Below are 26,269 nucleotides of genomic sequence, written 5' to 3'. Positions count from 1 at the left end.
AAATCGATTATTGGCTATCGGTCTGTGTGAGCGTTTAGACGGATGAAGCTATTTTAAATTGCTGTAATTTAGTGTAACAATAAGGTGTGTTTTGTATCCTGTATACGGTTATGCAGTATGACATAAATATTTTATTAGCAATTAATGAAATTGGACTTTATTAGTAGGATAAATGGATTTTATGCAAACTTACTCATTCAATCAGGAGAGTCGTACTCAGGCGTTGCCCTGTCTACCTCCGCTTCCGCCAGAAGTCATAGGAGATAAAGGTGGCAATTTTACTGAAAGGTTCAGTTTTATTTTAGCCGGAAATTATCACCAGCCGTTAAACCATGTTGACGTAGCTAAAAGCCTGTCGATGAGTCATCGGCATTTACACCGAAAATTACGGGTAGCTTTTGGGATGAACTTTAGCCAGGTTTTGTGTCGATTTAGACTCAATAAAGCGCTGGCGTTGTTTGAAAGGGAACTGCAAATTGTGCAGATTTGCGAACAAGTGGGTTTCTCCTCTAGCTCTTACTTCACAAAATGTTTTAGGCGAGAGTTTGGGGTTTCACCGAAACAATATCAATTGCAGCTTAATACTTCGATTTATTGTACAGAGTTAAAATCACTGTCAAAGGTCTCATAAACTCGATCCTTGAGAGCGTTACATGAATGTCCATTTGGTTGCTGTTTCTGTCCTCCTAGTGCTAGTTTTGGTCGATTTTGTTTTACCGTGATGTTGTGAGTAACGCCTAAGATAGAGTTCGCTGAAAGGCGAATAAATAGCTGCTTGATAGGGCTATTACTAAGGGAATTACTCAATCAGTTACTAACTCGATTACTGAGTAAATTATTAAATAGATTAAATGGAATTTTTCAAATGAATAAAAAGTTAAAGGTCGCGATATTGGCATTAAGTTTTGGCGTAGGCATGGGAGCGATGTCTACCTCGGTAGTCGCAATCCCGAGCTGTAGTTCGTTGGAGGAAATGTGTGATGATGTTAATGATCCGGGTTCTATGTATTGCGAGATGCTACGACGTTACTGCCCAGGTTCTGGGCCACGTTAAATAGCACTGTTAGGGCTATTTAGATTCAAAATGGCATCTTGCATCAAGGTGCCATTTTTCGTGATTGAATGATGTAAACCGTTACATCGAGTTGCAACGATTTTAAAATTAAAAGGTCAAAATATGAGTAGCGGATGGTTAACTAAAATTAGAAATGTTGCTAGTTATGCCTTGATTATCGCTGTAGGGTTAGGGCTCGGGCTAGGCGCTAAGCAAGGTTGGCAGTGGTACAATCAAGTGCCAGATTATGTCGATGTGAATACCCAAGCACATTTTGAGGAAACCAATAATAAAGTGGTCATCTATACCACTCAATGGTGCCCTTATTGTAAGAAAGCGAAAGAGTATTTAACCGAGAATAATATCGCTTTTACCGAGAGAGATATAGAGCAGGGTGATGCGACTACCGACAAGCTGTACTCCTCTATTGACTTGGCAGGTGTGCCAAAAATTGTTATAGGCAATCGAATAATTAACGGCTTTCACCAATCATTATTGGCCTCTGAGTTGACTAAGCATAATTTACTCTAGTTGCTAGTTCATATCTTTTGGCAGCTTGTTATTGGTTGTTAATGCGCTAAAATGCCTTGTAGCAAAGAAGGACTGCGGCCTTAAAGGCTAAGTCATAGAGTCACTTGGCTGAAGACCAATAAAAAAGGCAACCGCAAGGTTGCCTTATTCTTTATCAGGTTAGCTTAAGTTAAAAGGCTTAACCTTCAAGCTTGGCCAGCTCCGTTAGCTTTTCAATATCACGTTGACTGTGCTAACTGAGCACAAGGATAGTGCTGGAAAAATGCTACTTGGTGACAACCCATAACGCGTGGAGCACGCCTGGAATAAAGAACAGTAAACACAGTATGTTTAGGATAGATGGGAGCTCATATTCATACATCAATATGAGTTTGAATCTATAATTTGCTGTTAATGCTTAATTAGGTTTCCAGACCCGACTTTTCGCTGAAGTGGATAACCTTAAATAGCTTAACTTCTATCTTATCTGACCAATAATTTCCGGGCCAGCCGCCCTTCACTTTCAGGGCGTCGATAAAAGCTTTGGGGCCGGAAAAGTGCTCCCAGACCTGAGGAAGAAACACGGCTCTTAACCCCTCTTCTTTAAGCACTAAACCACAATGATCCCGCGCTAAGTATTCCTCAAGCTGAGCCTGGCTGCTGACATTTAAGGGGGTAAGAGGTGAGAGCAGAGATATCTCTATTGAGACTCGGCCTAACTGAGACTCCAGTAGCGGTGAGAAGCGCCGATCGTCGAAGGCGCTGCTGGTGGCCAGATCCGGGATGCTTTTAGACAGAGGTTGCTCACCTTCTATGCAGCCCATGCAGCCTTTGAGTTCACCATCGAGTGTCAGGGTAACGAAACAACCTAGCTTCAATTCGATAACGGCTTCATCTGGGAGTTTGCAATGAGAAGTGGGGAGTTGATGATACGAAGTGGGGGGGCGATTGACCGCTGGAACTGAGTCAAATGAATCAACTAAGCTGCTACGCGCCAGTGCTAACAATCGACATTTCTCAGACTCGGTCAGGTTAACTGATGACAAAGCTGGCATAGCCGACCACCCGATTTTTGTCAGCTGCATAGCTAGTGATACAGTCACCCGAGTTTTGATAACTCAGCTGAGCGATGCTTAAATTATGACGTATAAGCTGCAGAGAAAGCGCATTAAGTGAACGGCAGCCGCAGGCTTGCTCGGAAGATATGTCGCAGTTATTGGCCAGGATTTTCTGGCAAGTTTGCCGGTCTAATCGCTTAGCTTCATCATAGGGATGAAAGTGGCTTAGATCTGAGCTGACAACAATCAAGGTTTCCTCTCCACCCCAGACTAACTCCAACAGTTCGGCCATCAGCTCAGGGGCTATGTCACCCACTAGGATGGGGAGGATCTCAAATTCATCCAGGCAATGCTGCAGGAAAGGCAGTTCGACTTCCAGGCTGTGCTCCTCTCTATGGGGAATGTTGGAGATGGTGACGGCATCATATGCAGCCAATTTTGCAGCGTCAGAACGGTTAATGGTCAACTTGCCCAGGGGCGTGGAGAAGTGGCTGCTTGCGGGGATGGCACAGCCTTGCAGATAAAGGGTATGGGCGGGACCGAGTAAAACCACGCGTTTAATTTTATGTTTGTTGTTCTCGATGTGGCAGAAGCCATGAGCGGCCACCAGGCCTGAGTAAATATAACCCGCATGAGGCACGATAATTGCTTTAGGTATCGTATTGGATATTTGTTCTAGCGGCGCCTGAGCCTGAGCCATATAGCTGGCTAGCTCAGCGGATAGCACCATAGGATCTGCCGGATAAAACAGTCCTGCGACGGCGGGAGGGCGAATGGAACTTAGCATCTGATATCTGGCCAGACTCATTAAACTAGGCTTTAAGTATAGGCCAAGCAGGACACATGCTGATGATGTCTAAATCGAGTACAAAGACAGATGAAACTAACCCTGCCAATACTTACTTTAACTTCCAGTTACCAGTCAATGTCAATACCTATTAGTAGGTACTGTTGGCGCTCGCAATCAAAAATGTGGCTTATCTCAATAACTTGGTTCGCATTAGTCTATATATTAAGTGCTTACACTATTACACCATCGCAACATTACACCATTACACCATTACACCATTACGCCATTGCACCTTACATAATTACATAATCACACTAACAATAAAAAGGGGATTTCATGTCAGTTGGCTTAGCTATTCAGGGGGAGAGGACCGATGCTGCCGTCGTTGTTGCTCACCGGCAAACTTCCGGTTCGCTACAGCGGATGAAGTCGATCAGATTCCAGTTGCAAGCGATAGTCCTATTGACGGTTATCGCATTCGTTTTTTTAGGATACAAGGGCATTTCCGGGATGGAGGAGGCGGGAGCTTCCATCGAAGAACTATACAGCCAGGGTATGCAACATAGTATCAATATAGGTAAGGTTCTTAACGACTTGGGCAATGCCCGTAGTGAATTGCTGCTGGCGTTGCAACATGATCCTAGCACTAAGGCTGCGGCCATGCATGACCACTCGCTAGATAGGCATGTACTGGCGGTGAAAGCCTCCCTCGACTCACTGCATTATATCGTCGACGATGAACTGCTCACCGCCTCGCTGATAGCCGAAGAAAAAGTGCAGATCGACCGCCTCGCCACTGGGCTCGACAGCATCACAGATACAGGTTTCGACCCCGCCCTGGCTGCACTGCAAGGCGGAGCCTATGAAGATTCGGACCGGATATTACTAACACAGATTAATCCCCTGTTCGTCAAAATTGACGCCGCTGCCGAAAAATTCCAAGCATTGCAAATAATAGAGGGCGAAGGCATGTTTATTCGCTCCCAAGAGGATATTGCCGCCTTCACCCTGTTAGTACTGCTATTTTCAGGTGTCAGTATTCTGGTTACCACCTTGGGCTCAATGCTTATCATCAGACGGATGAATCATGCTGTCACGCAACTGGAAAATACCGCCGATGCAATCGCAAACGGCGATCTGACCCAGCGTATCGAGCTGGGGGGAGACGATGAGTTTTCACATATTGCAGAGTATGTGAATCAAATTGCATCCAGGTTTCAGCATGCGGTGCAAAACACCCATGATTCGACATCCAGATTGGCAAGCTCTGCCGAAGAAAACTCTGTGGTGTCGACTCAGACCCAACGTAATGTGGTCGAGCAGCAGCAACAGACCCAGCTGATCGCAACCGCGATTCATCAGTTTACGGCGACGGTACGTGAGGTGGCTCAGAACGCCGCTGCCGCCGCGACAACCTCAGAGGAAGCCAATGGCGCCGCCAGTAATGGTCAGAGTATTGTCGATGAGAGCATTAAGGTCATAGAAACCCTGTCTAAAGAGATGGACAGTGCGACCGAGGCGATGAAGTTATTGTCGCAACACTCAGATGAAATTGGCTCTGTGGTCGATGTTATTCAGGGGATCTCCCAGCAAACGAACCTGTTAGCGCTCAATGCTGCCATCGAGGCTGCTCGCGCCGGCGAGCAGGGACGAGGCTTTGCCGTCGTGGCCGATGAGGTTCGTAATTTGGCTAAACGGACTCAGGACTCCACGGAAGAGATCCAGCAGACGATCCAGCGACTACAACAGGGGGCCCGTGATTCTATGGTGATGATGGAGCGAGGCACCGAGCAGGCGAAGTTGAGTGTCGATAAATCACAGCAAGCCGGTGATGCACTGCAGCAAATTATGGCCAGTATCGAACAGATCAACGCCCTGAATGCGCAGATCGCGACGGCTTCCGAAGAGCAGAGTTCGGTAACCGAAGAGATAAATCAAAATATCATCAATATCAGCGACATTTCCGATCAGACTGCCGCTGGTGCGGAGCAGAGTAACGTAGCTACTCGTGAGCTTGCTAGTCTGGCTGAGTCTATGCGGCTAGAGGTTGAGCGCTACCGGATAAGTTAAGCCTAGGAATATCTCCCTGTAGGATCTGCTTTAGCTGCGATGGCTCATGGTTGGCACATCTCCCGGCTAAAGCCGGTCCTACATAGGTTCTATAGGTTTTTCAGACCTTGTATTAACCCCCTTGCTAGTTGCTTATTTTACTGCAGGTAACAAAAAAGGCAGTCTAATGACTGCCTTTCTCTTTGGTCTGGGAGCAAGTTTGACTCGTGACCGCATTTAGCTTTTCGATATCGCGCAGATATCCAGCTTGCTGATCCCTGACCCAAGCTTTTTAAACTAGGCTTTAAGTATAGGCCAAGCAGGACACATGCTGATGATGTCTAAATCGAGTACCAATACAGGTGAAACCAATCTGGTTAATAGCAATACTGGACAGACTAATATTGCACAAGGCAGTCTTGTAAAGACGAGTACTGTAAAAACCAAGTACTGGCACCAACTGGATGACGGTAGGGTGCAATGCGATTTATGTCCCAGACATTGTCAGCTGCGTGAGGGCAAACGTGGGGTCTGTTTCGTGCGCCAAAACATAGATAATGAGATAAAGCTCACCAGCTATGGTCGCTCCAGTGGCTTCTGTATCGATCCCATCGAGAAGAAACCGCTGAATCATTTTTATCCCGGTAGTTCTGTACTTTCCTTTGGCACCGCAGGTTGCAATCTCTGTTGTAAGTTCTGTCAGAACTGGGACATCAGTAAGTCACGTGAGTTCGATACCTTAGGCTCGAAAGCCAGTCCGGAATCATTGGCGGCAACGGCCAAACGCATGGGCTGCAGGAGTATCGCCTTCACCTATAACGATCCGGTTATCTTCCTCGAATACGCCATCGATGTGGCTCAGGCCTGTCATGAGCTAGGGATAAACTCAGTGGCGGTGACAGCCGGCTATATCTGCCCCGAGCCCAGAGTCGAGTTTTATCGCTATATGGACGCGGCCAATGTGGATCTAAAGGGTTTTACTCAAGACTTCTATCACAAGATATGTAGCGGAAATCTTAGCGATGTGCTCGATACCTTGCTCTATCTTAAGCATGAGACTCAGGTATGGTTCGAGATAACCACACTCTTGATCCCCGATGAAAATGACTCAGTCAAAGAGCTGGAGCAACAAACCAAGTGGATAGCCGATAACTTAGGCCATGATGTGCCCCTGCATTTCAGTGCCTTTCATCCCGACTTTCATATGTTAGACAAGCCCAGAACCCCTGCATCGACACTGATGCGGGCGAGAGAAATTGCTTTGGCTCAGGGGCTCAACTATGTCTATACCGGCAATATTCATGACACCCAAGGAGGCAGCAGTTACTGCCCGTCATGTCATAAGTTGGTCATCAATCGAGACTGGTATGAGTTAGGTGAGTATCACCTGAATCACAGCGGCAAGTGCCAATATTGTGGTACGCAAATTCCGGGACGTTTCGATGGGCCCTGTGAGCATTTCGGCAGGAATAGGATACCGATTTCGATAGGCTAGGCACCTCTCCCGGCTGAAGCCGGTCCTACAACTATGGCTGTGAGGTTTTATTGGGTTTATCTTTCCCTGTAGGAGCTGCTTTAGCTGCGAGAGAATATAAAGATACCTTATTGGAATAACTAAGGTTTACAAGGTGTCGAAGAAAAGCTTCCCGGCTGAAGCCGGTCCTACAACTATGGCTGTGAGGTTTAATGGGGTTTATCTTTCCCTGTAGGAGCTGCTTTAGCTGCGAGAGAATATAAAGATAACTTATTGGAATAACTAAGGTATAGGAAGAAAATCTTCCTGGCTAAAGCCAGTCCTGCAGATGCTACTGCAGAAAATAAAAAAGGTGACCAAATGGTCACCTTTTTTGCACTGGCTTATAGTTTTAAAACTTAAAACTTAAAACTTAAAACTTAAAACTTAAAACTTAAAACTTAAAACCTTCTTTAACCTTCCGCTTCTAGCTCTCTGTTTCAAGCTTGGCAAGCTGTGCTTTTTGCTCAGTTAGCTTTTCAATATCACGTTGATATTCAGCTTGCTTAGCACGCTCTTTCTCAATCACGGCAGCAGGGGCTTTAGCCACAAAACCTTGGTTCGAAAGCTTGCCTTCGATGCGCTTGAATTCACCCGCCGCTTTTTCAAGTAACTTGTCGATACGGGCCACTTCTTTAGCCACATCGATAAGACCTGCCATTGGGATAAGCAGCTCCATGTTACCCACCAATTGAGTGGTCGACATTGGCGCAGTTTCACCGTCCGCTAGAATCGTCATAGACTCAAGCTTAGCCAGGGTCTTGAAGAAGGTTTGGTTGGCTTCAATGCGTGCCTTATCTTGCTCACTCACACCACGAAGTAGGGCGTTAAGTGGCTTAGATGGTGCAATATTCAGCTCGGCGCGAATGTTACGTACTGCAACAATCACTTGCTTAACCCACTCCATGTCTTCCATCGCGACGCTATCAACTTTGCCAGCTTGATACTCAGGGAACGACGCCAGCATTAAGGTCTCACCTTCAACACCCGCTAGCGGCTTAACGCGCAGCCAGATAGTCTCGGTAATATAAGGCATCATTGGGTGCATCAGGCGTTGCATCTGCTCAAGCACGTTCACCAATGTATGACGGGTACCACGCAGCTGCGCGTCGGTGCCACTTTGCATTACCGGCTTAGTGAGCTCTAGGTACCAATCACAGAACTGGTTCCAAGTGAATTCGTAAATCGTGTTAGCGGCTAAGTCGAAACGGTAGTTAGCCATGTGCTCGTCATAGGTTTTAACGGTTTCATTGAACAGACCGATAATCCAGCGATCAGCCAGAGACAGTTCCATTGCGCCAGGCTTGCCATCAACTAAAATTTGGCCACAATCGAGTGCTTCGCCGATAGCATCGTCAGTTGCATCTTCATTTTGAACTTCAGTGTTCATCAACACGTAACGTGATGCGTTCCAGATCTTGTTACAGAAACTGCGGTAACCATCAAGACGCTTCATATCCCAGCTGATGTCACGACCGGTTGACGCCATAGACGCTAACGTAAAGCGCAGTGCATCGGTACCGTGTGGCTCAATACCGTCGCTAAACTCCTTACGGGTGCTTTTCTCAATTTTAGCGGCCATTTTAGGCTGCATCATGTTGCCGGTACGCTTTTGCACTAATGATTCAAGATCGATACCGTCAATCATGTCTAATGGATCGAGTACGTTACCCTTAGACTTAGACATCTTGTTGCCGACTTCATCACGAATAAGACCCGTCACATAAACGGTCTTAAACGGCACTTGTGGCTTACCGTTTTCATCCTTGATGAAATGCATGGTCATCATGATCATGCGGGCAACCCAGAAGAAGATGATGTCAAAACCAGTCACTAGCACATCTGTTGGGTGGAAAGCTTTAAGCTCGGCAGTATCTTTTGGCCAGCCCAAAGTAGAGAAGGTCCACAATGCAGAGCTAAACCAAGTATCCAGTACATCGTTGTCTTGGCGTAGCGCTACTGAATCGTCAAGCTTGTGCTTAGCACGTACTTCAGCTTCGTCACGACCGACATAAACTTTGCCTGCTTCGTCATACCAAGCTGGGATCCTGTGACCCCACCAAAGCTGACGTGAAATACACCAGTCGTTAATGTCACGCATCCACGAGTTGTACATGTTCTCGTATTGCTGTGGCACAAACTTAATCTCGCCGTTATCAACCGCTTCCATGGCTGTTTTCGCCATAGGTGCAACAGACACATACCATTGGTCGGTAAGTAGCGGCTCAATAACCACACCAGAGCGATCGCCATAGGGTACTTTTAATCCGTGTGGATCAATTTTGCCCAATAGACCTAAGGTATCAAGTTCAGCAACAACGGCTTTACGGGCTTCAAAACGGTCAAGACCGGCGTAGCGCTCTGGCAAGCTATTGTCTAATTCAGTGTTAGCAGTACCGTCAGTGTTAACGATTTCAGCAGATGAGCGGATAGCCGCATCAAAGGTCAAAATGTTGTACATAGGCAGTTCGTGACGCTTACCGACTTCATAATCGTTAAAGTCATGTGCAGGGGTGATTTTCACACAACCAGTACCGAACTCCATATCCACATAATCGTCAGCAACGATAGGGATAAGACGGTTAACAATCGGCAGGTGAATAAACTTACCGATTAATGACGCATAGCGTTCATCATCAGGATGAACCGCGACTGCACTATCACCTAGCATGGTCTCAGGACGCGTGGTGGCGATCTCTAAGTAATCTTTGCCATCGCTAGTCAATGCGCCTTCGGCGAGCGGGTAGCGGAAATGCCACATGCTGCCCTGTTTTTCTTTGTTCTCAACTTCTAGATCTGAAATAGCGGTGTGCAGTTCTGGATCCCAGTTGACCAAGCGCTTACCGCGGTAAATCATGTCATCTTCAAACAGGCGTACAAACACCTCTTGTACCGCTTCACTCATGCCGTCATCCATGGTGAAACGCTCACGATCCCAATCAACTGACGCGCCAAGACGACGTAGTTGCTTAGTGATGGTGCCACCGGACTCTTTTTTCCAATCCCAAATGCGATCGATAAATTTTTCGCGGCCTAAATCGTGACGACTCAAACCCTCTTCAGCGGCAACTTTACGCTCAACCAACATCTGCGTTGCAATACCAGCGTGGTCAGTTCCGACCTGCCAAAGGGTGTTTTTGCCTTTCATACGCTGGTAACGGGTCAAGGTATCCATAATGGTATCTTGGAAAGCGTGGCCCATATGCAAGCTACCCGTCACGTTTGGTGGCGGGATCATGATGCAATAGTTGCCTTGAGACTCGTCGCCGTGTGGCTTGAAGTAACCTTTCTCTTCCCAGTTTTGGTAAAGAGACTGTTCGATAGACTGCGGGTTATATGTTTTTTCCATGGGAGCGTGCTTATCTCAAACTAAAAATTAATTGGTTGTATTGCTCAAGTCTTGGGTCGTTAATGCAATCCCAAGAGTGCGATATTGCCGATAGCGATCGCGTGCGATCGCTTTATGGCTGTCGTCGTTGGCAACGAAGTCGATAATCTGAGCAAAGTTTACCGCAAATTGCGGCACTTGGTCTGCAAGATTAATCAGAACATGACGATTTTTGTTGGCTCCAAGCCTATCAAAGCCGATTTCAACTGGAGCGCCGCCAGTCGGGCCTTCACCTTTAAGGTTATGGGGCACGAAAGATAGCGGTTCAAACTGCCATAAAAGTTCATCGATGGCATAAGCCTGATCTTGGTCAGTGCAATGAATGTAGACCCACTGTTGGTTTACAAAAGCCTGTTGCGCTAATTCACACGCAAAAATAGCCACCTGCTCTAATGCTGAAAATTGAGCGTGCTGCTGGGTGTTACTGCCGTTAGGCATCAGATAAAACAGAGTCTGTGACATCGTTTATTCTTAGGGTCTAATTCTTAGGGCCTAATTCCTAGGATCTAAGTTACTTGGCTTTTTGACTGACGAAAGAGGAGATTTTACACTAAAAGTAGCTTAGAGATCAGCCCCTTTTTGGGCTGCTTGTTTTATTACTTTTGTTTCACCTAAAAGTGGAACCAGAAACAGTTAGTTTTGTGGTGTTTTGCCTACACTTTAGCTTGAAGTAATCAAACTTCGTTTGATAAAGGTCGTGGCGCTTCGACCATTCTTGTAATCAAGAGTAGAGCCAAGGGGCAAAGCGCTTGCGCCCGCTGTTGATTTCATAAGAGTCAATCCCTCAGCGCCCCGGCGAAATTTCTGAAAAACGAAATTTCCAATGGGGAAAATTGATTTCTGCAAGTTATAGTTACTCACTTAACAGTATCGTGTACTTGTAGGATTGTGTCTCTGATTTACAAACACCAATACTGAATTATTGCGCTTTAATAACCCAGTGTAGATAATGGCTGTGGCCTTTGATGGCATGGCCAATTCTGTTCCATGCAGAATTTGGTTTTCCCTCAGCCCTTGGAGGTCAGGTGCTTTTGTTGAGATAATTCTTATATATGGTTGCTGTGAGCGCTCAGTAGCGCCTGCACTTTTGTTTACAAAGAGTGCAGGCGTACTTCGGCTATTTCGACGGGGAGGAGCTATTTTTTGTGGCTTTGTTTTTCTAGATATCTTGAGCTTTATGTTTAACTCGAACACTGAATTGTTGCGCTTTTATAATCCGGTGTAGATGCGGCTGAGGCCGTCGAAAACAGGGACGTTTTCGTTGAGCCCACAGGGAGGTGCTTGCGGCGAGCCTCAGTAGCGTCTGCACATGCGCTGACCGCAGGTCATTGGAACCACAAATATATAAAGTTGTACTTGATCAATAACGTGGCGCTTAGCTTTTAGTTAAGAGTCCGGCTACGACGGTATTCTGAGGGAGTGCTAACCGTTAGTTAGGAATTGCAGATACAAAAAAACCACCCTATATTGGTGGTTTTTTTGTTAATTTAAATTGCTCCCCGCTTCTTGTTAAAAAGAGCCCGACTACGTCGGTATTCTTGGGAGCTATGACGCTGATGCAAAAAAGCCATCCAGATTAATGGATGGCTCTATGCTGCTATTTTATAGCAAAATTAAATTGCTCCCCAGAATACCGACCGCTGACGTAGCCCTTGAACCGTAGTTCAAGGCGGGTAAACGCATACCTCCTAAGGCTTCTCGATACGAGCCGAGCTTGCACAATGTCAGTAAAACGTTCACCCTGGGTTTTGTAAATATCGGCACAGGGACATTGCCAGCTAGCGCGAATCCCAGGGAGCAAAACTTGTATTCGTAAGCAGGTCAATTGACCTTCAAATGGCTTACGACAATAATTCTTTAAAATGCCAATTTCAGCTCAAACTTGAACTAACATCAGCTAGGGAGATTATACCCTGTTTTAATCGTCTTTCGTAGCGCGTTCTACTAACGCATCCTCTAAAGTCGACTGCAGCAAACCGATTTTCTCACCCATCTGCTTATTATAATCTTGATTCTTCTGCTGTTCTTCTAACAGCTCATAACCGGTATTTAATGCGGCCATAATGGCAATTTCTTCACGGCTAATGTTATTCGTACGTGCTTTTAACGACACTAACTGGTTTTCAAGATTATGAGCCACGTGCCTAAGTGCTGTCTCTTGTCCGTCTGGACAAGCGATAGAGTAGGTGCGCCCCATAAGGGTAATTTCAATCGCCTTGTTACCCATCCCTAAAGGAATCCTTTAACCGTGTACTTGTGCGGACTATATCGGTCTAAAAAGCAAAGTGCAACACGATCTCCACCTAAACAGAGATAGTTTAGATTAATTGTTGTTTAGATAACCATTAGCGTACAAACATGAAGCGCTTTGGGCTGTTGCGGTAGTTGAGCCTGTACTTAAGTTGCTGTTTGGTTCCATCACTTTTTAGCCATCGATAGCCATTGTCATCAGCGTAAGCATTGTTGATTGCTGTTTTTGTGGTTGATCCAGCAAACTTTTAACCACTTTATGGTAGCAACTCTTGGTCGAATCAGTCAGTTCTGCTAGCATGAAGCCAGTAATTTTGTGACTGGAAACGACTTTATGGCGACCCTCCCAACGCTGCGTATAGATAACTTACTTGCGGCACTCAACGAAGCTGAAATTGCTCAGCACCCTGTCGAAGTTCACGGCGCATTAGTTGGCTTGATCTGTGGCGGTGTAGAACAATCATCTAAAGGTTGGACTCTGCCTTTATTAGAGCTGATGAATGACGGCCAAGCACTGCCGCCAAAATTGCAGGCATTAGTTGAAGAGCTATATCAAGATGCGGTAACGCGTCTGTCCGATACTGATTTTGGCTTTAACCCAATGCTGCCTGAAGAGGAGGAGTCACTGCCAAAGCGCGTCGAAGCGCTATCGTTATGGGTGCAGAGCTTCCTGACTGGGATTGCGATTATTCAACCTAAATTGAATAAAGCATCGACAGAGGTGCGCGAAGTGATCCAAGACCTGTCTGAGATCGCTCAAGTAGAGTTCGATGTTGCCGAAGACGATGAGTCAGAAGCCGCCCTTATCGAACTGATGGAGTTCACTCGCATGGCCGCATTACTATGCTACTCCGAGTTTGGTCCAGCTATCGAAGACGACACGCCAATAGATCTTGGTGTGTTGCACTAACCATCCGTTGCTTAAGCCGCCATCGCACTGGTGTCATGGCGGTTTTAGTCTAAGAGACTAAAATAAATAACGGCAATAAAAGCAGTTATCGGGTTAAACATTCCATGACGAATACAACAGCGGTTGAACAGGTCGATATAGCGATTGTCGGTGGCGCCATGGTCGGCGCAACCTTAGCGCTTGGGTTGGCACACATCGCCCTGCAAGCTAAGCGTCCGCTCAAAATTGCCTTGATTGAAGCGCATCGTCCCAATAATGACCATCCCGGTTTCGACGCTCGCTCAATTGCCATCTCCCATGGTTCTATCTTCGAGTTAAAAAAACTGCAGATATGGCCACACATTGCCGCGCTTGCCAGTAAAATCAACCATATTCATATCTCTGAGCGTGGCAATTTTGGCATGACTGAGCTTAGTCGCGACGATTTTCAGCTGCCTTATTTAGGCCAAGTAGTCGAGCTCGAAGCTGTCGGCCAACAACTGTTCAATCAGCTTGCAAAAAGCGACATCCAGCTATACTGCCCAGCAAGTTTGCATGAGGTAGAGGCGCAAGCTAATCAACAACTGTTGACCTTAGACACAGGCCAGCAGATAGCCGCTAAACTCTTGGTCGCCGCCGACGGTCTAAACTCAAAAGTGCGTCAGGCATTTAAGCAGCCATTAGAGCAGGTCGATTTCCAGCAAACCGCTATCATTACTAATATTCAAACTGAGCAGCCGCACCAAGGTTGGGCGTTTGAACGCTTCACTCAAACAGGGCCGTTAGCCCTGCTGCCGATGTCTAATCGCCATGGCGAGAACCGACTCTCTATGGTGTGGGCGTTGTCACCGCAAGAAGCCGAACACCTGCTTAAGGTGCCAAAAGCGGAGTTTATCGAAAAGCTGCAAAGCGCATTTGGTTACCGAGCTGGGCGTTTTATGGATATTGGCGAGCGCTTTAGTTATCCGTTAATGCTGTCCTATATGCCACGGCCTATCTATCATCGCACTGTGTTTTTAGGTAATGCCGCGCAAACGCTGCACCCTATCGCAGGCCAAGGTTTTAACTTGGGGCTACGGGACGTGGTCAGTTTACTGCAGGTGATAAAGCAATCACTCAGCCATAGTGACAGCACCGTCGATGTTGGCCTCAGCCAGGTGACCCATGATTATTTAGCCCGTCGCAATGCCGACAGAGACAGCACCATGACCTCTATTGAGTTATTAGTGCGCGGTTTCTCCAATGATTATTGGCCGTTAGTGATCGGCCGCAACTTAGGTTTACGTTTGTTATCGTGGTTTCCGCCGCTGAAAGCGCCCGTGGCACGTAGGGCCATGGGCTGGGTAAAGAGTTGAGTCAAACAAGCTGAGCCAAGTAAGCTGAGTTAATCAGCACCATAGATATTCTATTTAGTTTAATGAGTAAGGGTTAAAAATGTTAAGCACAAAAACTTATGATGTTGCGATTGTTGGCGGTGGAATGGTGGGGTTAGCCACCGCCATTGGCCTAGCAATGAAAGGCGTAAACGTTGTAGTGATTGATGCTGGGCAAACTCACGCCGTCTCTGGCGCGCCTAAACTAAGAGTGAGCGCCATCAACAAGGCGAGTCAGCACTTACTCACTAACTTGGGCGCATGGCCTTATCTTGCTGCAAGTCGCATCAGCCCATATCAAAAAATGCAGGTGTGGGACAAAGACAGTCTCGGTAAAATCGACTTCGATGCCGGATCCTTAAGCGAAACTCATCTTGGCGCCATCATCGAAAACGACTCTATCGCCTTTGCATTAGCCGAGCGCGCGAGCGAATTTGACGAGCTCACCTACATCGAAAACCAACGCCTTGAGCGCATCGCCTTTGGTGAGCGCGAGGCGTGGCTGACCTTAGATAATGGCGAAAACATCAGTGCCGCATTAGTGATTGCCGCCGATGGTGCTAATTCCTGGGTGCGGGAACAGTGCAAAATCCCCATGACCTTCTGGGACTACAATCACCACGCCATTGTCGCTACTATTCGCACCGAACTGCCCCATGGTGATACCGCCAGACAAGTATTCGATAGTGAAGGCCCACTGGCTTTCCTGCCTTTATATGAGAAAAATCTGTGTTCAATCGTGTGGTCAGTGCCTCCCGATAGAGCAGCAGCGCTGCTAGCGCTGGACAAACAACAGTTCGAACGTGCACTCACCGCCGCATTCGATGGCCGTTTAGGCATGTGTTCGCTGGAAAGTGACCGTCAGGCATTTCCGCTACGTATGCGTTATGCGCGCCACTTTGCCCGCCATCGTTTGGTACTAGCAGGCGACGCCGCCCATACCATTCATCCATTAGCGGGGCAGGGGGTTAACTTGGGTTTCTTAGATGCCGCCAGCATTGTTGAGACCGTTAGCGAGCTAAAGGAGCAGGGTAAAGACATTGGTGATTACCAAAATCTACGCAGCCTTGAGCGCTGGCGCAAAGCCGAAGCACTGGAGATGATCAGCGCAATGGAAGGCTTTAAAAGGCTATTCGAGGGCACTAACCCCATCAAGAAAGCGATCCGCGATCTTGGCTTAAATCTGGTGGATAATTTTGCGCCATTGAAAACACTGTTTATTCAGCAGGCGCTCGGCAACAAAAAAAGCCTGCCTAAGCTGTGCCAAAGCGAACAAGATTAACATTTAACTGTTTTAGCTAAAGATGAATAACTGTTTAATTTCATGCACTTGTTATTTGGTCCTTGAAGAGTAGCCTTTTAGTGTGAAAAAATCACATGTGTAGCATGAGAAAAACTAATGACTTAACTGTTCGGATTAGAAAATTCTTTTGTATACAAAAGCAATACTCAAGGTATAATTTCGCCGCATTTTAATACGACCCAATTGATCTGGTGACAAGCACCCTACACCAGTTGCAGACTCGAATACCCCAAAGAAGGGATAGAAATGGCTAACAAAACTGTACTATTTAACAAGCACCTAGAATCAAATGGCAAGATGGTAGATTTCCACGGTTGGGATATGCCACTAAACTACGGTTCACAAATCGAAGAGCACCACGCAGTGCGTCAAGACGCGGGTATGTTCGACGTATCACACATGACAGTGGTCGATGTGATTGGTGACGACGCTTGTGCCTTCTTACGTAAGTTGCTAGCCAATGACGTAGCCAAGCTACAAGTACCAGGCAAGGCGCTGTACGGCGGCATGCTTGATCACAACGGCGGCGTTATCGACGACCTAATCACTTATTACCTTTCTGATACTGAGTATCGCATCGTAGTGAACTCTGCGACTCGCGAAAAAGACTTAGCTTGGATTGCCGAGCAAGTTAAAGGTTTCAGCGTTGAAGTAACCGAGCGTCCAGAGCTGGCAATGATTGCCGTTCAAGGCCCTAACGCCAAGGCAAAAGCCGCCAGCGTATTTAACGACGCGCAAAACGCCGCTATCGAAGGCATGAAGCCATTCTTTGGTGTGCAAGCTGACTCACTCTTTATTGCCACTACCGGTTATACCGGCGAAACAGGTTACGAAGTTATCGTTCCTGAAGCTGAAGCCGAAGCATTATGGCAAGCATTTTTAGACGCAGGCGTTAAGCCATGCGGACTCGGTGCTCGTGACACCCTTCGCCTTGAAGCGGGCATGAACCTCTACGGCCTCGATATGGACGAAAGTGTTAACCCACTGGCGGCCAACATGGGCTGGACTGTGGCCTGGGCACCAGAAGATCGTGATTTCAACGGTCGTAAGGCCCTCGAAGCGATTAAAGCACAAGGCGCAGACAAATTAGTCGGTCTTGTGATGGAAGCTAAAGGCGTTATCCGTCACGGCATGTCAGTGTTCTTTACTGACAGCGACGGTGTTGAGCAAGAGGGCACCATTACTAGTGGTACATTCTCGCCAACCCTAGGTTACTCAATTGCCATGGCACGTGTACCGCGTAGCATTGGTGATGTTGCTGAAGTAGAGATGCGCAAGAAGCGCGTCGCTGTTAAAGTGATCAAACCAAGTTTCGTTCGTAACGGCAAGCAAGCGTTTTAATAGATTTAGCGACTAATGGCTAAGTTGATGGACTTGGCCATTAGGGTAAAATTGCGCTTCAGCTCACTTTAAAAATTATATTTCATTAGCGTTTAGCTTAGCGGTGAATATAATGATGAGTAGTCGCCTTATCCTATTGAAGACTATCGAAATGATATCAATCAGGTTAATGGCAAAAGAGTGTTTGAAACCGCTGCGCAAACGCGCAAAAAACTGATATAAGTCATAAAGGCAGATCAGTAAACGTCTTATTAAATTACAGAATTAGAACTATCGAATAAGGATTAAGACCAATGAGCAATATCCCAGCTGAACTTAAATATGCTTCTTCTCACGAATGGATCCGTAAAGAGGAAGACGGTAGCTACACAGTAGGTATCAGTGAGCACGCTCAAGAGCTATTGGGTGACATGGTGTTTATTGAGCTGCCAGATGTTGGCGATGAGCTAAACGCCGGTGAAGATTGTGCCGTAGCAGAATCTGTAAAAGCCGCTTCAGACATCTACTCACCACTAACGGGTGAAGTTCTTGCCGTTAACGAAGCGCTAGAAGATTCACCAGAGCTTGTTAACAGTGATGCATTTGGTGACGGCTGGTTCTTCCGCGTCATGCCAACTGACCTCTCTGAGATAGAAAATTTGCTTGATGCCGAAGGATATCAAGCGGTTATTGACGACGAATAAGTCGCGATAATCAACAAAGCCCCACTCTGCTAAAGATTGGGGCTTTGTTCGTTATATAGCCCTTGGTCTAAGCCAGGTTAATAACGAAAAATAAAATAGATACCATACCAATACCATTCATCCCAAGAGCAAGCTTGCTCAGCGTGAATGGCCTTGGTATAAGACAACGAGACCGGTAAGTCCGCCCCCTACAGGCAGGATGCTGGCAAAATATGGAACTAGGTTACTCATGACCAAAGAAACCCTTACGCAGTTAGAGCAGCACGAATTATTTCTTCGTCGTCATATCGGCCCAAGTGCCGATCAGCAACAAGAGATGCTGAATTTTGTGGGTGCTGAATCGTTAGCAGATCTGACCGGACAAATTGTTCCTGAGTCAATTCTTCTTAATCGTGATCTCGCCGTTGGCGATTCATGTAGTGAAGCTGAAGGCATGGCTTATATTCGCGCCATTGCGGATAAAAACAAAATCTTCAAAAGCTACATCGGTATGGGTTACTACGGTACTGAAGTCCCGAGCGTTGTTCAGCGTAACGTGCTTGAAAATCCAGGTTGGTACACGGCATATACGCCTTACCAGCCAGAGATCGCTCAAGGTCGTCTTGAAGCTATCCTTAACTTCCAGCAGCTATCAATGGACCTTACCGGCCTTGACTTAGCCTCTTCATCACTGCTTGATGAAGCCACCGCGGCCGCCGAAGCAATGGCAATGGCTAAGCGTGTTTCTAAAGCGAAAAAAGCCAACATCTACTTTGTGGCTGATGACGTATTCCCACAAACAATCGACGTGATAAAGACTCGCGCTGAATGTTTTGGTTTTGAAGTGGTTGTCGGCCCAGCACAGGACGCCGTTAACTACGATCTCTTTGGTGCGCAGTTCCAGTACACCAACCGCTACGGTCAAATTGTTGATCACAGCGAACTGTTTGCTCAGCTACAGGCAAAAAAGGCCATCGTTTCAGTCGCGGCCGACATCATGTCGTTGGTCATCCTTAAGTCTCCAGGTTCTATGGGCGCCGATGTGGTATTTGGTAACTCACAGCGCTTTGGTGTTCCAATGGGCTTTGGTGGTCCACACGCAGCATTCTTCGTTACTCGTGATGCACACAAACGCTCACTGCCTGGCCGTATTATCGGTGTATCACAAGATACTCGCGGTAACCGTGCCCTGCGTATGGCAATGCAAACGCGCGAGCAACATATTCGCCGCGAAAAAGCTAACTCAAATATCTGTACCGCACAGGTGTTACTGGCCAACATGGCGTCGTTCTACGCAGTATTCCACGGCCCACAAGGTCTTAAGGTGATTGCAGAGCGTATCCATCGCCTAACCGACATTCTAGCTGCAGGCCTAACCGCTAACGGCGTTGAACTGGTTAACAGCACTTGGTTCGACACCTTATCCCTTAAAGGGCTAGACGTTGCCGCGGTGACTGCACGCTCAGAAGCGGCAGGCCTGAACTTGCGCATCGATATCGATGGCATGCTGGGCGTGAGCTTGGCGGAAACGACCACACGCAGTGACGTTGCAGAGTTATTTGACGTCATCTTGGGCGCAGATCACGGCTTAGACGTGGCGAAGCTTGATGACGCTATTGTGGCTAACGGCAGCAGCTCAATTCCTGCTGAGCTAGTACGCTGTGATGCTATCCTGACGCACCCAACATTTAATCGCTACCAGAGCGAAACCGAGATGATGCGTTACATCAAGCGTCTCGAGAACAAAGATCTGGCCTTGAACCATTCAATGATCTCACTCGGTTCATGCACCATGAAGCTCAACGCAGCCACCGAGATGATGCCTATCTCTTGGCCTGAGTTTGGTAACATGCACCCATTCTGCCCGCAAAACCAAGCGCTGGGCTATGCACAACTGCTTGAAGAGCTATCGACTTGGTTGGTGGATATCACCGGTTACGATGCGGTATCACTGCAGCCTAACTCGGGTGCACAGGGTGAATACGCCGGTCTACTAGCGATAAAGCAATACCATGAGTCACGAGGGGATGCGCACCGAAACATCTGCCTTATCCCACAATCAGCTCACGGTACTAATCCTGCTTCAGCGCAACTTGCTGGCATGAAAATCGTGGTTACTGCCTGTGATAAGGCCGGTAACATCGACATGGATGATCTGCGCGCTAAAGCGGCAGAAGTAGCTGACAACCTATCGTGCATCATGGTGACCTACCCATCGACTCACGGTGTGTATGAAGAAACCATCGCGGAAATTTGTGACGTTATTCATGAGTTCGGCGGTCAGGTCTACCTTGATGGCGCCAACATGAACGCACAGGTGGGTCTTACATCACCAGGCTTTATCGGTGCCGATGTATCCCACCTTAACTTGCACAAAACCTTCGCTATTCCCCATGGCGGCGGCGGACCAGGTATGGGCCCAATCGGTGTTAAAAAGCACCTTGCGCCATTCCTATCGGGTCACACTGTGGTCAAGCATGGCCTAGAATCTGACAACAATGGTGCCGTATCTGCGGCGCCATACGGTAGCGCAGGCATTCTGCCTATCACTTGGATGTACATCAAGTTATTAGGTAAGAAGGGTCTACGTCAATCGACTCAAGTCGCTCTGCTTAACGCTAACTACATGATGAAGAAGCTGTCTGAGCATTACCCAATTCTTTATTCTGGCCGAAATGACCGTGTTGCCCATGAGTGCATCATCGACTTGCGTCCACTTAAAGAATCATCGGGTGTAACTGAGATGGATATCGCCAAACGCCTTAACGATTACGGTTTCCACGCGCCAACCATGAGCTTTCCAGTAGCGGGAACCTTAATGATTGAGCCTACGGAATCTGAGTCTAAGGTTGAGTTAGATAGATTCATCGAAGCTATGATCTCTATCCGCGGCGAAGTCGCTAAAGTAGAAGCAGGCGAGTGGCCAAGCGACAACAACCCGCTACACAACGCGCCGCATACACTAGCCGACATCATGGACTCAGAATTTGATTCACGTCCATACAGCCGCGAAGAAGCTGTGTTCCCAACGGCAGCGGTTAAAGCCAACAAGTTCTGGCCTACGGTTAACCGTATCGATGACGTGTTTGGTGACAGGAATTTGTTCTGTGCCTGTGTGCCGATCAGTGAGTATGAATAATCACGTTACTTATAACTAACGTTTGGTAAAGAAAAAGCGAATCTTAGGATTCGCTTTTTTGTATATGGATATACTTATCCCTTTTCACCATGGATGGTGTGGATAAAGGGATTTATGGCTGTTTGTAATGGCCAGTGGCCACTAAAGTCGTGGGGTTTCACCCCACACCCGACCTAAAGGAGAAAAGCGCTTGTTCCCCTTTTGGAAATTCCCCAGCGCCCCGACGAAATTTTCTGAGAAGCGAAAGATTCCGAGGGGAAGTTGGTGTGATCTTTTGGCACTGGCCTTTAAGTATGGGAATAAACCTTATTAAGGGTGCATTTTATTGCCGCGAGGCTAGAGAAGTACAGTAGGTATTACTGGTAAACCAAATAAGCCAGCAATATTATTGTATTCTCTCCCTAGTGATTGTAATTTTCCGACACCTTCACCTGCTTTTTTGAGTAAATCTCCAGTCTTATTGACGCCATTTATACTGTCTTCAAAAAAGTTTTTTACTTTGGTAAAACTTCCTGATTTACCTATCGCTTGCTCCTGATTTTCTATATTTTTAATATCATCTAAAGCTAAGCCCATTCGGATTAGTTCTTTTTCTGCTCTAGGAACAAGCTTGATAAAGTCTTCATTCCCTTTTATCTCAGGTGATTCGAATAAATCTTCGATAATTTCTTCGCTCCAATCTGTAACGCTTGACTGAAAGGCTTGGAGTTGAATGTTTATAGATATTGTGGTTTTTTGTTGGTTCTCTTGGCTATTGGTTTGAGTGTTATTCTGATTTACGCTTTGGTTAATTGTTGGGCTTGCTATTTGATTTACATTCAAGGTTAGGTGTTCCTTATCATACCTATTATATCTAGATTCTTGTGATTCAATTCCATTTAATAATTTTGTAACGGAGTATTCAGTATCCAAATTATCATCATATTGAGTGTTGGTATCTAAGCCTGATAAAATACGCTGTTCAATTTTGAGCAAACGACTGTAAGAAATCCAACTCTCCTTATTGTTTATGGCATCGCGTAAAGGTAAGAACTCTTTTAGCCCAATGTTGTCCAATTGGTAGTTTTTATGGATTTCAGCGAAATAATGTCTGATGACAGCCAGAAAAGATCTTTGCTCTCCTTCAGATACTTTAATTCTAATAACTTTCTCTTCTTTATCTATAGTTATAAGTGCCTTGCTAGAAAACTCAATATGCTCTAATAATACCCCGTATCGCCATGTGTTATTAGGTACTTGATATTGATGGCTCTTGACTATAATACGAGCCATTATCTCTGGAGGTATATAGCCATTGTATTTGTAAATAAAATCAATGCCATCGACTAGTTTTGGGTTTTTTAATAATTCAGTTGGTAGTAGGTCAGGGATTAAGTATTTTGGGTTTTTATTTTTACCCGTAGAAGTAGTTGGAATCATGTAACATAGTTCAAACTGTTCCATTACTTGCATTAAGTATGAAGATTTACCACTATACCTTCTACTCTCTAACTTGGTCCTTAATATTTTTTCAGCTTCAGATTTTGAAATTAATCCATTCTTTTTAGCCAGGGTTTCTGAGTTGATTAATGTATAAATTCCCTCTGTTATCCAACTTGGGTTTAATACTTGCGTTTGTAGTTCTTCTAGTTCTTTAAAATGTATTACCTGACCGAGATCATTTAATAAGGTTAATAATACATCTTGTATGACAGGCTCCTTGATATCATTTTCAAAACACAAGTTTTTAAATGTTTGATGTGAAATGTGATCCTCTGATTTTTTTAATTTCTCCAATGATTTCTTGACGTTTAACCAGTTCTTTGCGAGTATGAATTTCCGCATTTCCAGTTCGGCAACTTGGCTTAAAATCATACTCTTTAAATAATCAACCCCTTCATTTTTCTTACATGAAACTTTATAGAAGCCTACAATGTTAGGGTATTTCTCTTTAAGTTGCTGCCTTGTCAAATTGTCGTCATAGTGTTGGTCACATTTATTGGAAATCATTAGTATTGGAGAGTTTTTACTAATGGACATTACTTGTTTTAGCCAATATTCAGGTGACTCATCCTTTCTACCATCTAGAATTATCAAATAAATACTACGCTCAGATAAAAACAGTTGATGCGTAGCTCTCATTATTTCTTGACCACCAAAATCCCAACAATGAATTTTTACTTCTTCATGGTCAATATTTACAGACCATGGACGAATAGAGATACCATCTGTTTTATCTTCTTTAGGGTTAAACTGGTCGTCAATGAACCTATTTATTATGGATGTTTTTCCCGCAGAACCTTCACCAAGTAGTATCAACTTTACTTCATTTAACTTTCCTGTTTCTCCTTGTAACGAGTCATAATAAAACCCCATTACTTCATGGCCTCTTGCTATTATTTCTTTTGGAGGGCAAGAAATGGGGTTGTCCGCAATGCAAAAAACATCTAATTCGTTACTGCTTATATTATCAAGTATTTTAAAGTTTAAATTTAGAGCCAATAATGATTTTGGGATGGTTTTTATTTCACAGCCTGGAGCATAAATCCAATTGACTTTTTTTAAGTGTGAAAGTACTTCAATGTCTGATATTTTATTTCTAGCCATTGATAAGGAACGGAGGTTCACTAGGTTTTTAATATGAGAAATGTCAGTTACTTTTGATTCCCAAAAATATAGACGTGTAATGTTAACAAGGTCTTTTATAGGCTCTAGGCTAGAAATGTCCGTCATACCTATATTTAGCGTTACTAGCTCTTTAAGGTTTTCAATGCCATTTAATGAAATTACATTAGTATCTCTTAGGTTTAACTCTGTTAGTGATTTTAATTTACTTACTTCAAATAAATCTTCTATTTCCGTGAAGGAAAGATTCAGTGTTAATAGCCTTTTTAGTGAGCGCATACCTGCCAAGTCGTTAATTGTAGATGACTCTAAATCTAGTGTTTTGAGGTTGGTAAAATGTTTTATATCATCTATTGATTGTATTTTGGAATTACATAAGTATATTTTATTTAACGTTGGTATTTCAGTTTTTATTAATGTGGCCAGACTTGTATCTATACCACTTAAGTTTAAACCAATAATTTCTCCAAATTCATTATCAATAGAATAAGTAGCTGATTCATCCTCAATTTCATTATAATTAACCTGTGTGAATGTATGCGTGGGTGACGATGCCTTTAATTCATTAATTATATTGATGGATTTTTGGTTTGGTAGAGGTAAAATGTAGTCTAATTCATCTAATTCATCTAATTCATCTAATTCATCTAATTCATCTAATTCATCTGATTCATTAAATCTACCTTTGTTAAGTTGTGTAATCATAACATGGACACTCATTGTCAAATCGAACTGATTTAGTATTTTAGGATAAAGAAGCAACATGGCTGCCCATATTTAATCACGTGGGTACCCATTGTTAAATCTAAACAATTTGGTGTTTTTGGATATGCATGTTCGTCACACTTTTGTGATGAATTGAAATGGAAGTTTGATGTAAATCAAATGCTTGCGTGACTCTTTGCATTATGGATGCGAGAGCTGTGCGCGTTTCTTCCCTGTTGGCAATGTCTCTATTGCTTGCACTTTTTACAAGAGAGTTGAGTCTTGCCTGCATTTCCTTAGCTGGCGAAACAATAACCTATTTTTTGTATGGTTTTCAAGTAATAAACGTCATCATTAGTGTAATTACTACAATTTGACTAAGTTGTTTAAATTCTTAGCGAAAAGTACTGTCATAACGACGGTAACCAGCCTTTCTATCTGACCGCTTTCAACCACTTAGCGACACTAATAACTCGCTTTAAATTCTGCCATAGACATAGCTCTATGGTCTGTCCGCCAGCGGACAGAAGTTTTGTATAACAGTGAGCATACTGTGCGCCGATTCCTTTAGTCGATCTCAATTTTAATTAGCGTCATATAGTTTGGAAATAATCATGAAACAGCTAAAAACAATTGGGGTCAGAGTCTGACGAATCCCCACAAAAAGATAAATGAAAATAATGAGATAGATAAAATAGTAAGGAACATTCATGGCATTTGGTGATCAAATTTATCGCCAAACAAAAGTTACCACGAGTAAATGCCATGAATGCGAAACAAGTTTTATCAAAATGCCTCTCCCTTGTCACCCCATTAATGCACAAAACTCGCCGACAGAGTTTGTTTTCAGCAATCGAAAGTTCAATGAATGGTGGCTCTCTTTCAATTACAGGTCTTGGCCGCGATATAGATAGTAATGCCTTTGAAAAACATAAGATTAAACGCGTAGACAGGCTTTGCAGCAACACCAAATTACATCGTGATATCGAGTTCATTTATACCCGCATGACCTACTTGTTAGTCGGTAAAGTGAAGCAACCTATCATTCATATAGATTGGTCAGATCTTGACGACAGGAAGCAGCACTTTCTCATTCGAGCATCACTCGCAGCTCAAGGGCGCTCGCTGACACTGTATGAAGAAATACATCCGTTAAACAAAAAAGAGAAGCCTAAAACTCATCTACTCTTTCTGACAAAACTTAAGGCTATGTTGCCTCACGATTGTAAGCCTATCATCGTGACCGATGCGGGCTTTAGGATCCCTTGGTTCAAGCAAATCTTGTCACTAAACTGGGATTACGTAGGTCGTTTTAGAAATAGAACGCACTGCAAAAAGCGCTCAGAGGATGAGTGGCTGCCAGCTAAAAGCCTCTATGTTCAAGCAACTGCTAGGGCAAAAAATCTCGGTGTCTACTTTTTAGGTGAGCAAGTCTCTTTCAAATCTCGTTTAGTCATTTTCAAGCGCAATGCTAAAGGACGAAAAGATAAAACGGCAATGGGTGATAAAGCCAGGCGAAGTAAGCAGTCTCGTGCAAGTGCGGAACGAGAAAAAGAACCTTGGTTGCTGGCAACCTCACTGTGTAGCAAGAGCGATAACGCTAAAAGCATTGTTAAGATTTATGCAACAAGAATGCAGATA

At 45.0% G+C, this 26,269-nt stretch carries 19 protein-coding genes and 1 other RNA gene; 12 read left to right on the top strand and 8 right to left on the bottom strand.

All coding sequences use genetic code 11. From position 1 onward, the window contains the following. Positions 1-172: 172 nt before the first annotated feature. From L2755_RS05460 to L2755_RS05450, 3 genes are all read left to right on the top strand, one after another. Positions 173-631, top strand: a complete 459-nt coding sequence (locus L2755_RS05460; protein ID WP_248979726.1) for a helix-turn-helix transcriptional regulator — start codon at positions 173-175, stop codon at positions 629-631. A gap of 234 nt (positions 632-865) precedes the next feature. Then, entirely contained in the window at positions 866-1,054 is a 189-nt protein-coding gene (locus L2755_RS05455; protein ID WP_248979725.1) for a hypothetical protein, read from the top strand. Between the two features lie 123 nt (positions 1,055-1,177). Next, positions 1,178-1,585 carry a glutaredoxin family protein gene (locus tag L2755_RS05450; protein ID WP_248979724.1) on the top strand — a complete coding sequence of 136 codons (408 nt, stop codon included), beginning with the start codon at positions 1,178-1,180 and terminating at the stop codon, positions 1,583-1,585. 265 nt (positions 1,586-1,850) lie between these two features. Here the strand turns inward: L2755_RS05450 and L2755_RS05445 are convergent, their stop codons facing one another. The 3 genes from L2755_RS05445 to amrB are packed head-to-tail and all read right to left on the bottom strand — an operon-like array spanning position 1,851 to position 3,409. Continuing rightward, positions 1,851-1,946 carry a YqaE/Pmp3 family membrane protein gene (locus tag L2755_RS05445; RefSeq protein ID WP_248979819.1) on the bottom strand — a complete coding sequence of 32 codons (96 nt, stop codon included), beginning with the start codon at positions 1,944-1,946 and terminating at the stop codon, positions 1,851-1,853. A 40-nt stretch (positions 1,947-1,986) separates the two neighbouring features. Beyond that, positions 1,987-2,619: an AmmeMemoRadiSam system protein A gene (gene amrA, locus L2755_RS05440; protein WP_248979723.1), complete on the bottom strand. Its 633-nt coding sequence runs from the start codon at positions 2,617-2,619 to the stop codon at positions 1,987-1,989. After that, positions 2,597-3,409 carry an AmmeMemoRadiSam system protein B gene (gene amrB / locus L2755_RS05435; RefSeq protein WP_248979722.1) on the bottom strand — a complete coding sequence of 271 codons (813 nt, stop codon included), beginning with the start codon at positions 3,407-3,409 and terminating at the stop codon, positions 2,597-2,599. The genes amrA and amrB overlap by 23 nt, the downstream gene beginning before the upstream one ends. Positions 3,410-3,748: 339 nt before the next feature. On the opposite strand from amrB, the gene L2755_RS05430 reads away from it, so the two are divergent. Together L2755_RS05430 and amrS are read left to right on the top strand one after the other, a co-directional pair. Further along, positions 3,749-5,482 carry a methyl-accepting chemotaxis protein gene (locus L2755_RS05430; RefSeq protein WP_248979721.1) on the top strand — a complete coding sequence of 578 codons (1,734 nt, stop codon included), beginning with the start codon at positions 3,749-3,751 and terminating at the stop codon, positions 5,480-5,482. Between the two features lie 307 nt (positions 5,483-5,789). Further along, positions 5,790-6,956, top strand: coding sequence for an AmmeMemoRadiSam system radical SAM enzyme (gene amrS / locus L2755_RS05425; RefSeq protein WP_248979720.1), 1,167 nt, complete (start codon positions 5,790-5,792; stop codon positions 6,954-6,956). Positions 6,957-7,401: 445 nt separating this feature from the next. Here the strand turns inward: amrS and L2755_RS05420 are convergent, their stop codons facing one another. The 4 genes from L2755_RS05420 to L2755_RS05405 all read right to left on the bottom strand — a co-directional run bounded on the left by L2755_RS05420 (position 7,402) and on the right by L2755_RS05405 (position 12,589). Next, complete coding sequence (locus L2755_RS05420) at positions 7,402-10,323, bottom strand: valine--tRNA ligase (RefSeq protein WP_248979719.1); 2,922 nt, start codon at positions 10,321-10,323, stop codon at positions 7,402-7,404. Between the two features lie 27 nt (positions 10,324-10,350). Beyond that, positions 10,351-10,824 carry a DNA polymerase III subunit chi gene (locus L2755_RS05415; protein ID WP_248979718.1) on the bottom strand — a complete coding sequence of 158 codons (474 nt, stop codon included), beginning with the start codon at positions 10,822-10,824 and terminating at the stop codon, positions 10,351-10,353. 1,156 nt (positions 10,825-11,980) lie between these two features. Further along, a non-coding RNA gene (gene ssrS / locus L2755_RS05410) (6S RNA) lies at positions 11,981-12,162 on the bottom strand. 118 nt (positions 12,163-12,280) lie between these two features. Then, entirely contained in the window at positions 12,281-12,589 is a 309-nt protein-coding gene (locus tag L2755_RS05405) for a cell division protein ZapA (protein WP_248979717.1), read from the bottom strand. Between the two features lie 357 nt (positions 12,590-12,946). On the opposite strand from L2755_RS05405, the gene L2755_RS05400 reads away from it, so the two are divergent. The 6 genes from L2755_RS05400 (at position 12,947) to gcvP (ending at position 21,319) form a co-directional block, all read left to right on the top strand. Then, complete coding sequence (locus tag L2755_RS05400; RefSeq protein WP_248979716.1) at positions 12,947-13,522, top strand: UPF0149 family protein; 576 nt, start codon at positions 12,947-12,949, stop codon at positions 13,520-13,522. A gap of 104 nt (positions 13,523-13,626) precedes the next feature. Then, complete coding sequence (ubiH, locus tag L2755_RS05395; protein ID WP_248979715.1) at positions 13,627-14,856, top strand: 2-octaprenyl-6-methoxyphenyl hydroxylase; 1,230 nt, start codon at positions 13,627-13,629, stop codon at positions 14,854-14,856. 79 nt (positions 14,857-14,935) lie between these two features. Further along, on the top strand, positions 14,936-16,156 hold the full coding sequence (locus tag L2755_RS05390) for an FAD-dependent monooxygenase (protein ID WP_248979714.1): 1,221 nt from the start codon (positions 14,936-14,938) through the stop codon (positions 16,154-16,156). Positions 16,157-16,423: 267 nt separating this feature from the next. Then, positions 16,424-17,518 (top strand): glycine cleavage system aminomethyltransferase GcvT, encoded by a 1,095-nt coding sequence (gene gcvT / locus L2755_RS05385; protein ID WP_248979713.1) that lies wholly within the window; start codon positions 16,424-16,426, stop codon positions 17,516-17,518. A gap of 293 nt (positions 17,519-17,811) precedes the next feature. Beyond that, a complete protein-coding gene (gene gcvH / locus L2755_RS05380; RefSeq protein WP_248979712.1) occupies positions 17,812-18,201 on the top strand; it encodes a glycine cleavage system protein GcvH in 390 nt (129 codons plus the stop codon). Between the two features lie 229 nt (positions 18,202-18,430). Beyond that, entirely contained in the window at positions 18,431-21,319 is a 2,889-nt protein-coding gene (gene gcvP, locus L2755_RS05375) for an aminomethyl-transferring glycine dehydrogenase (RefSeq protein ID WP_248979711.1), read from the top strand. A 336-nt stretch (positions 21,320-21,655) separates the two neighbouring features. Here the strand turns inward: gcvP and L2755_RS05370 are convergent, their stop codons facing one another. Further along, complete coding sequence (locus L2755_RS05370; protein ID WP_248979710.1) at positions 21,656-24,628, bottom strand: COR domain-containing protein; 2,973 nt, start codon at positions 24,626-24,628, stop codon at positions 21,656-21,658. A gap of 765 nt (positions 24,629-25,393) precedes the next feature. On the opposite strand from L2755_RS05370, the gene L2755_RS05365 reads away from it, so the two are divergent. Continuing rightward, positions 25,394-26,269: IS4 family transposase (locus L2755_RS05365; protein ID WP_248979709.1), on the top strand; the 876-nt coding region annotated here is incomplete at its 3' end.

It is taken from the genome of Shewanella abyssi, from assembly GCF_023284025.1.
Lineage (GTDB): Bacteria > Pseudomonadota > Gammaproteobacteria > Enterobacterales > Shewanellaceae > Shewanella > Shewanella abyssi.
Note: the sequence above shows the minus strand (reverse complement) of the source record. Positions and strands in the feature narration are given on the sequence as shown.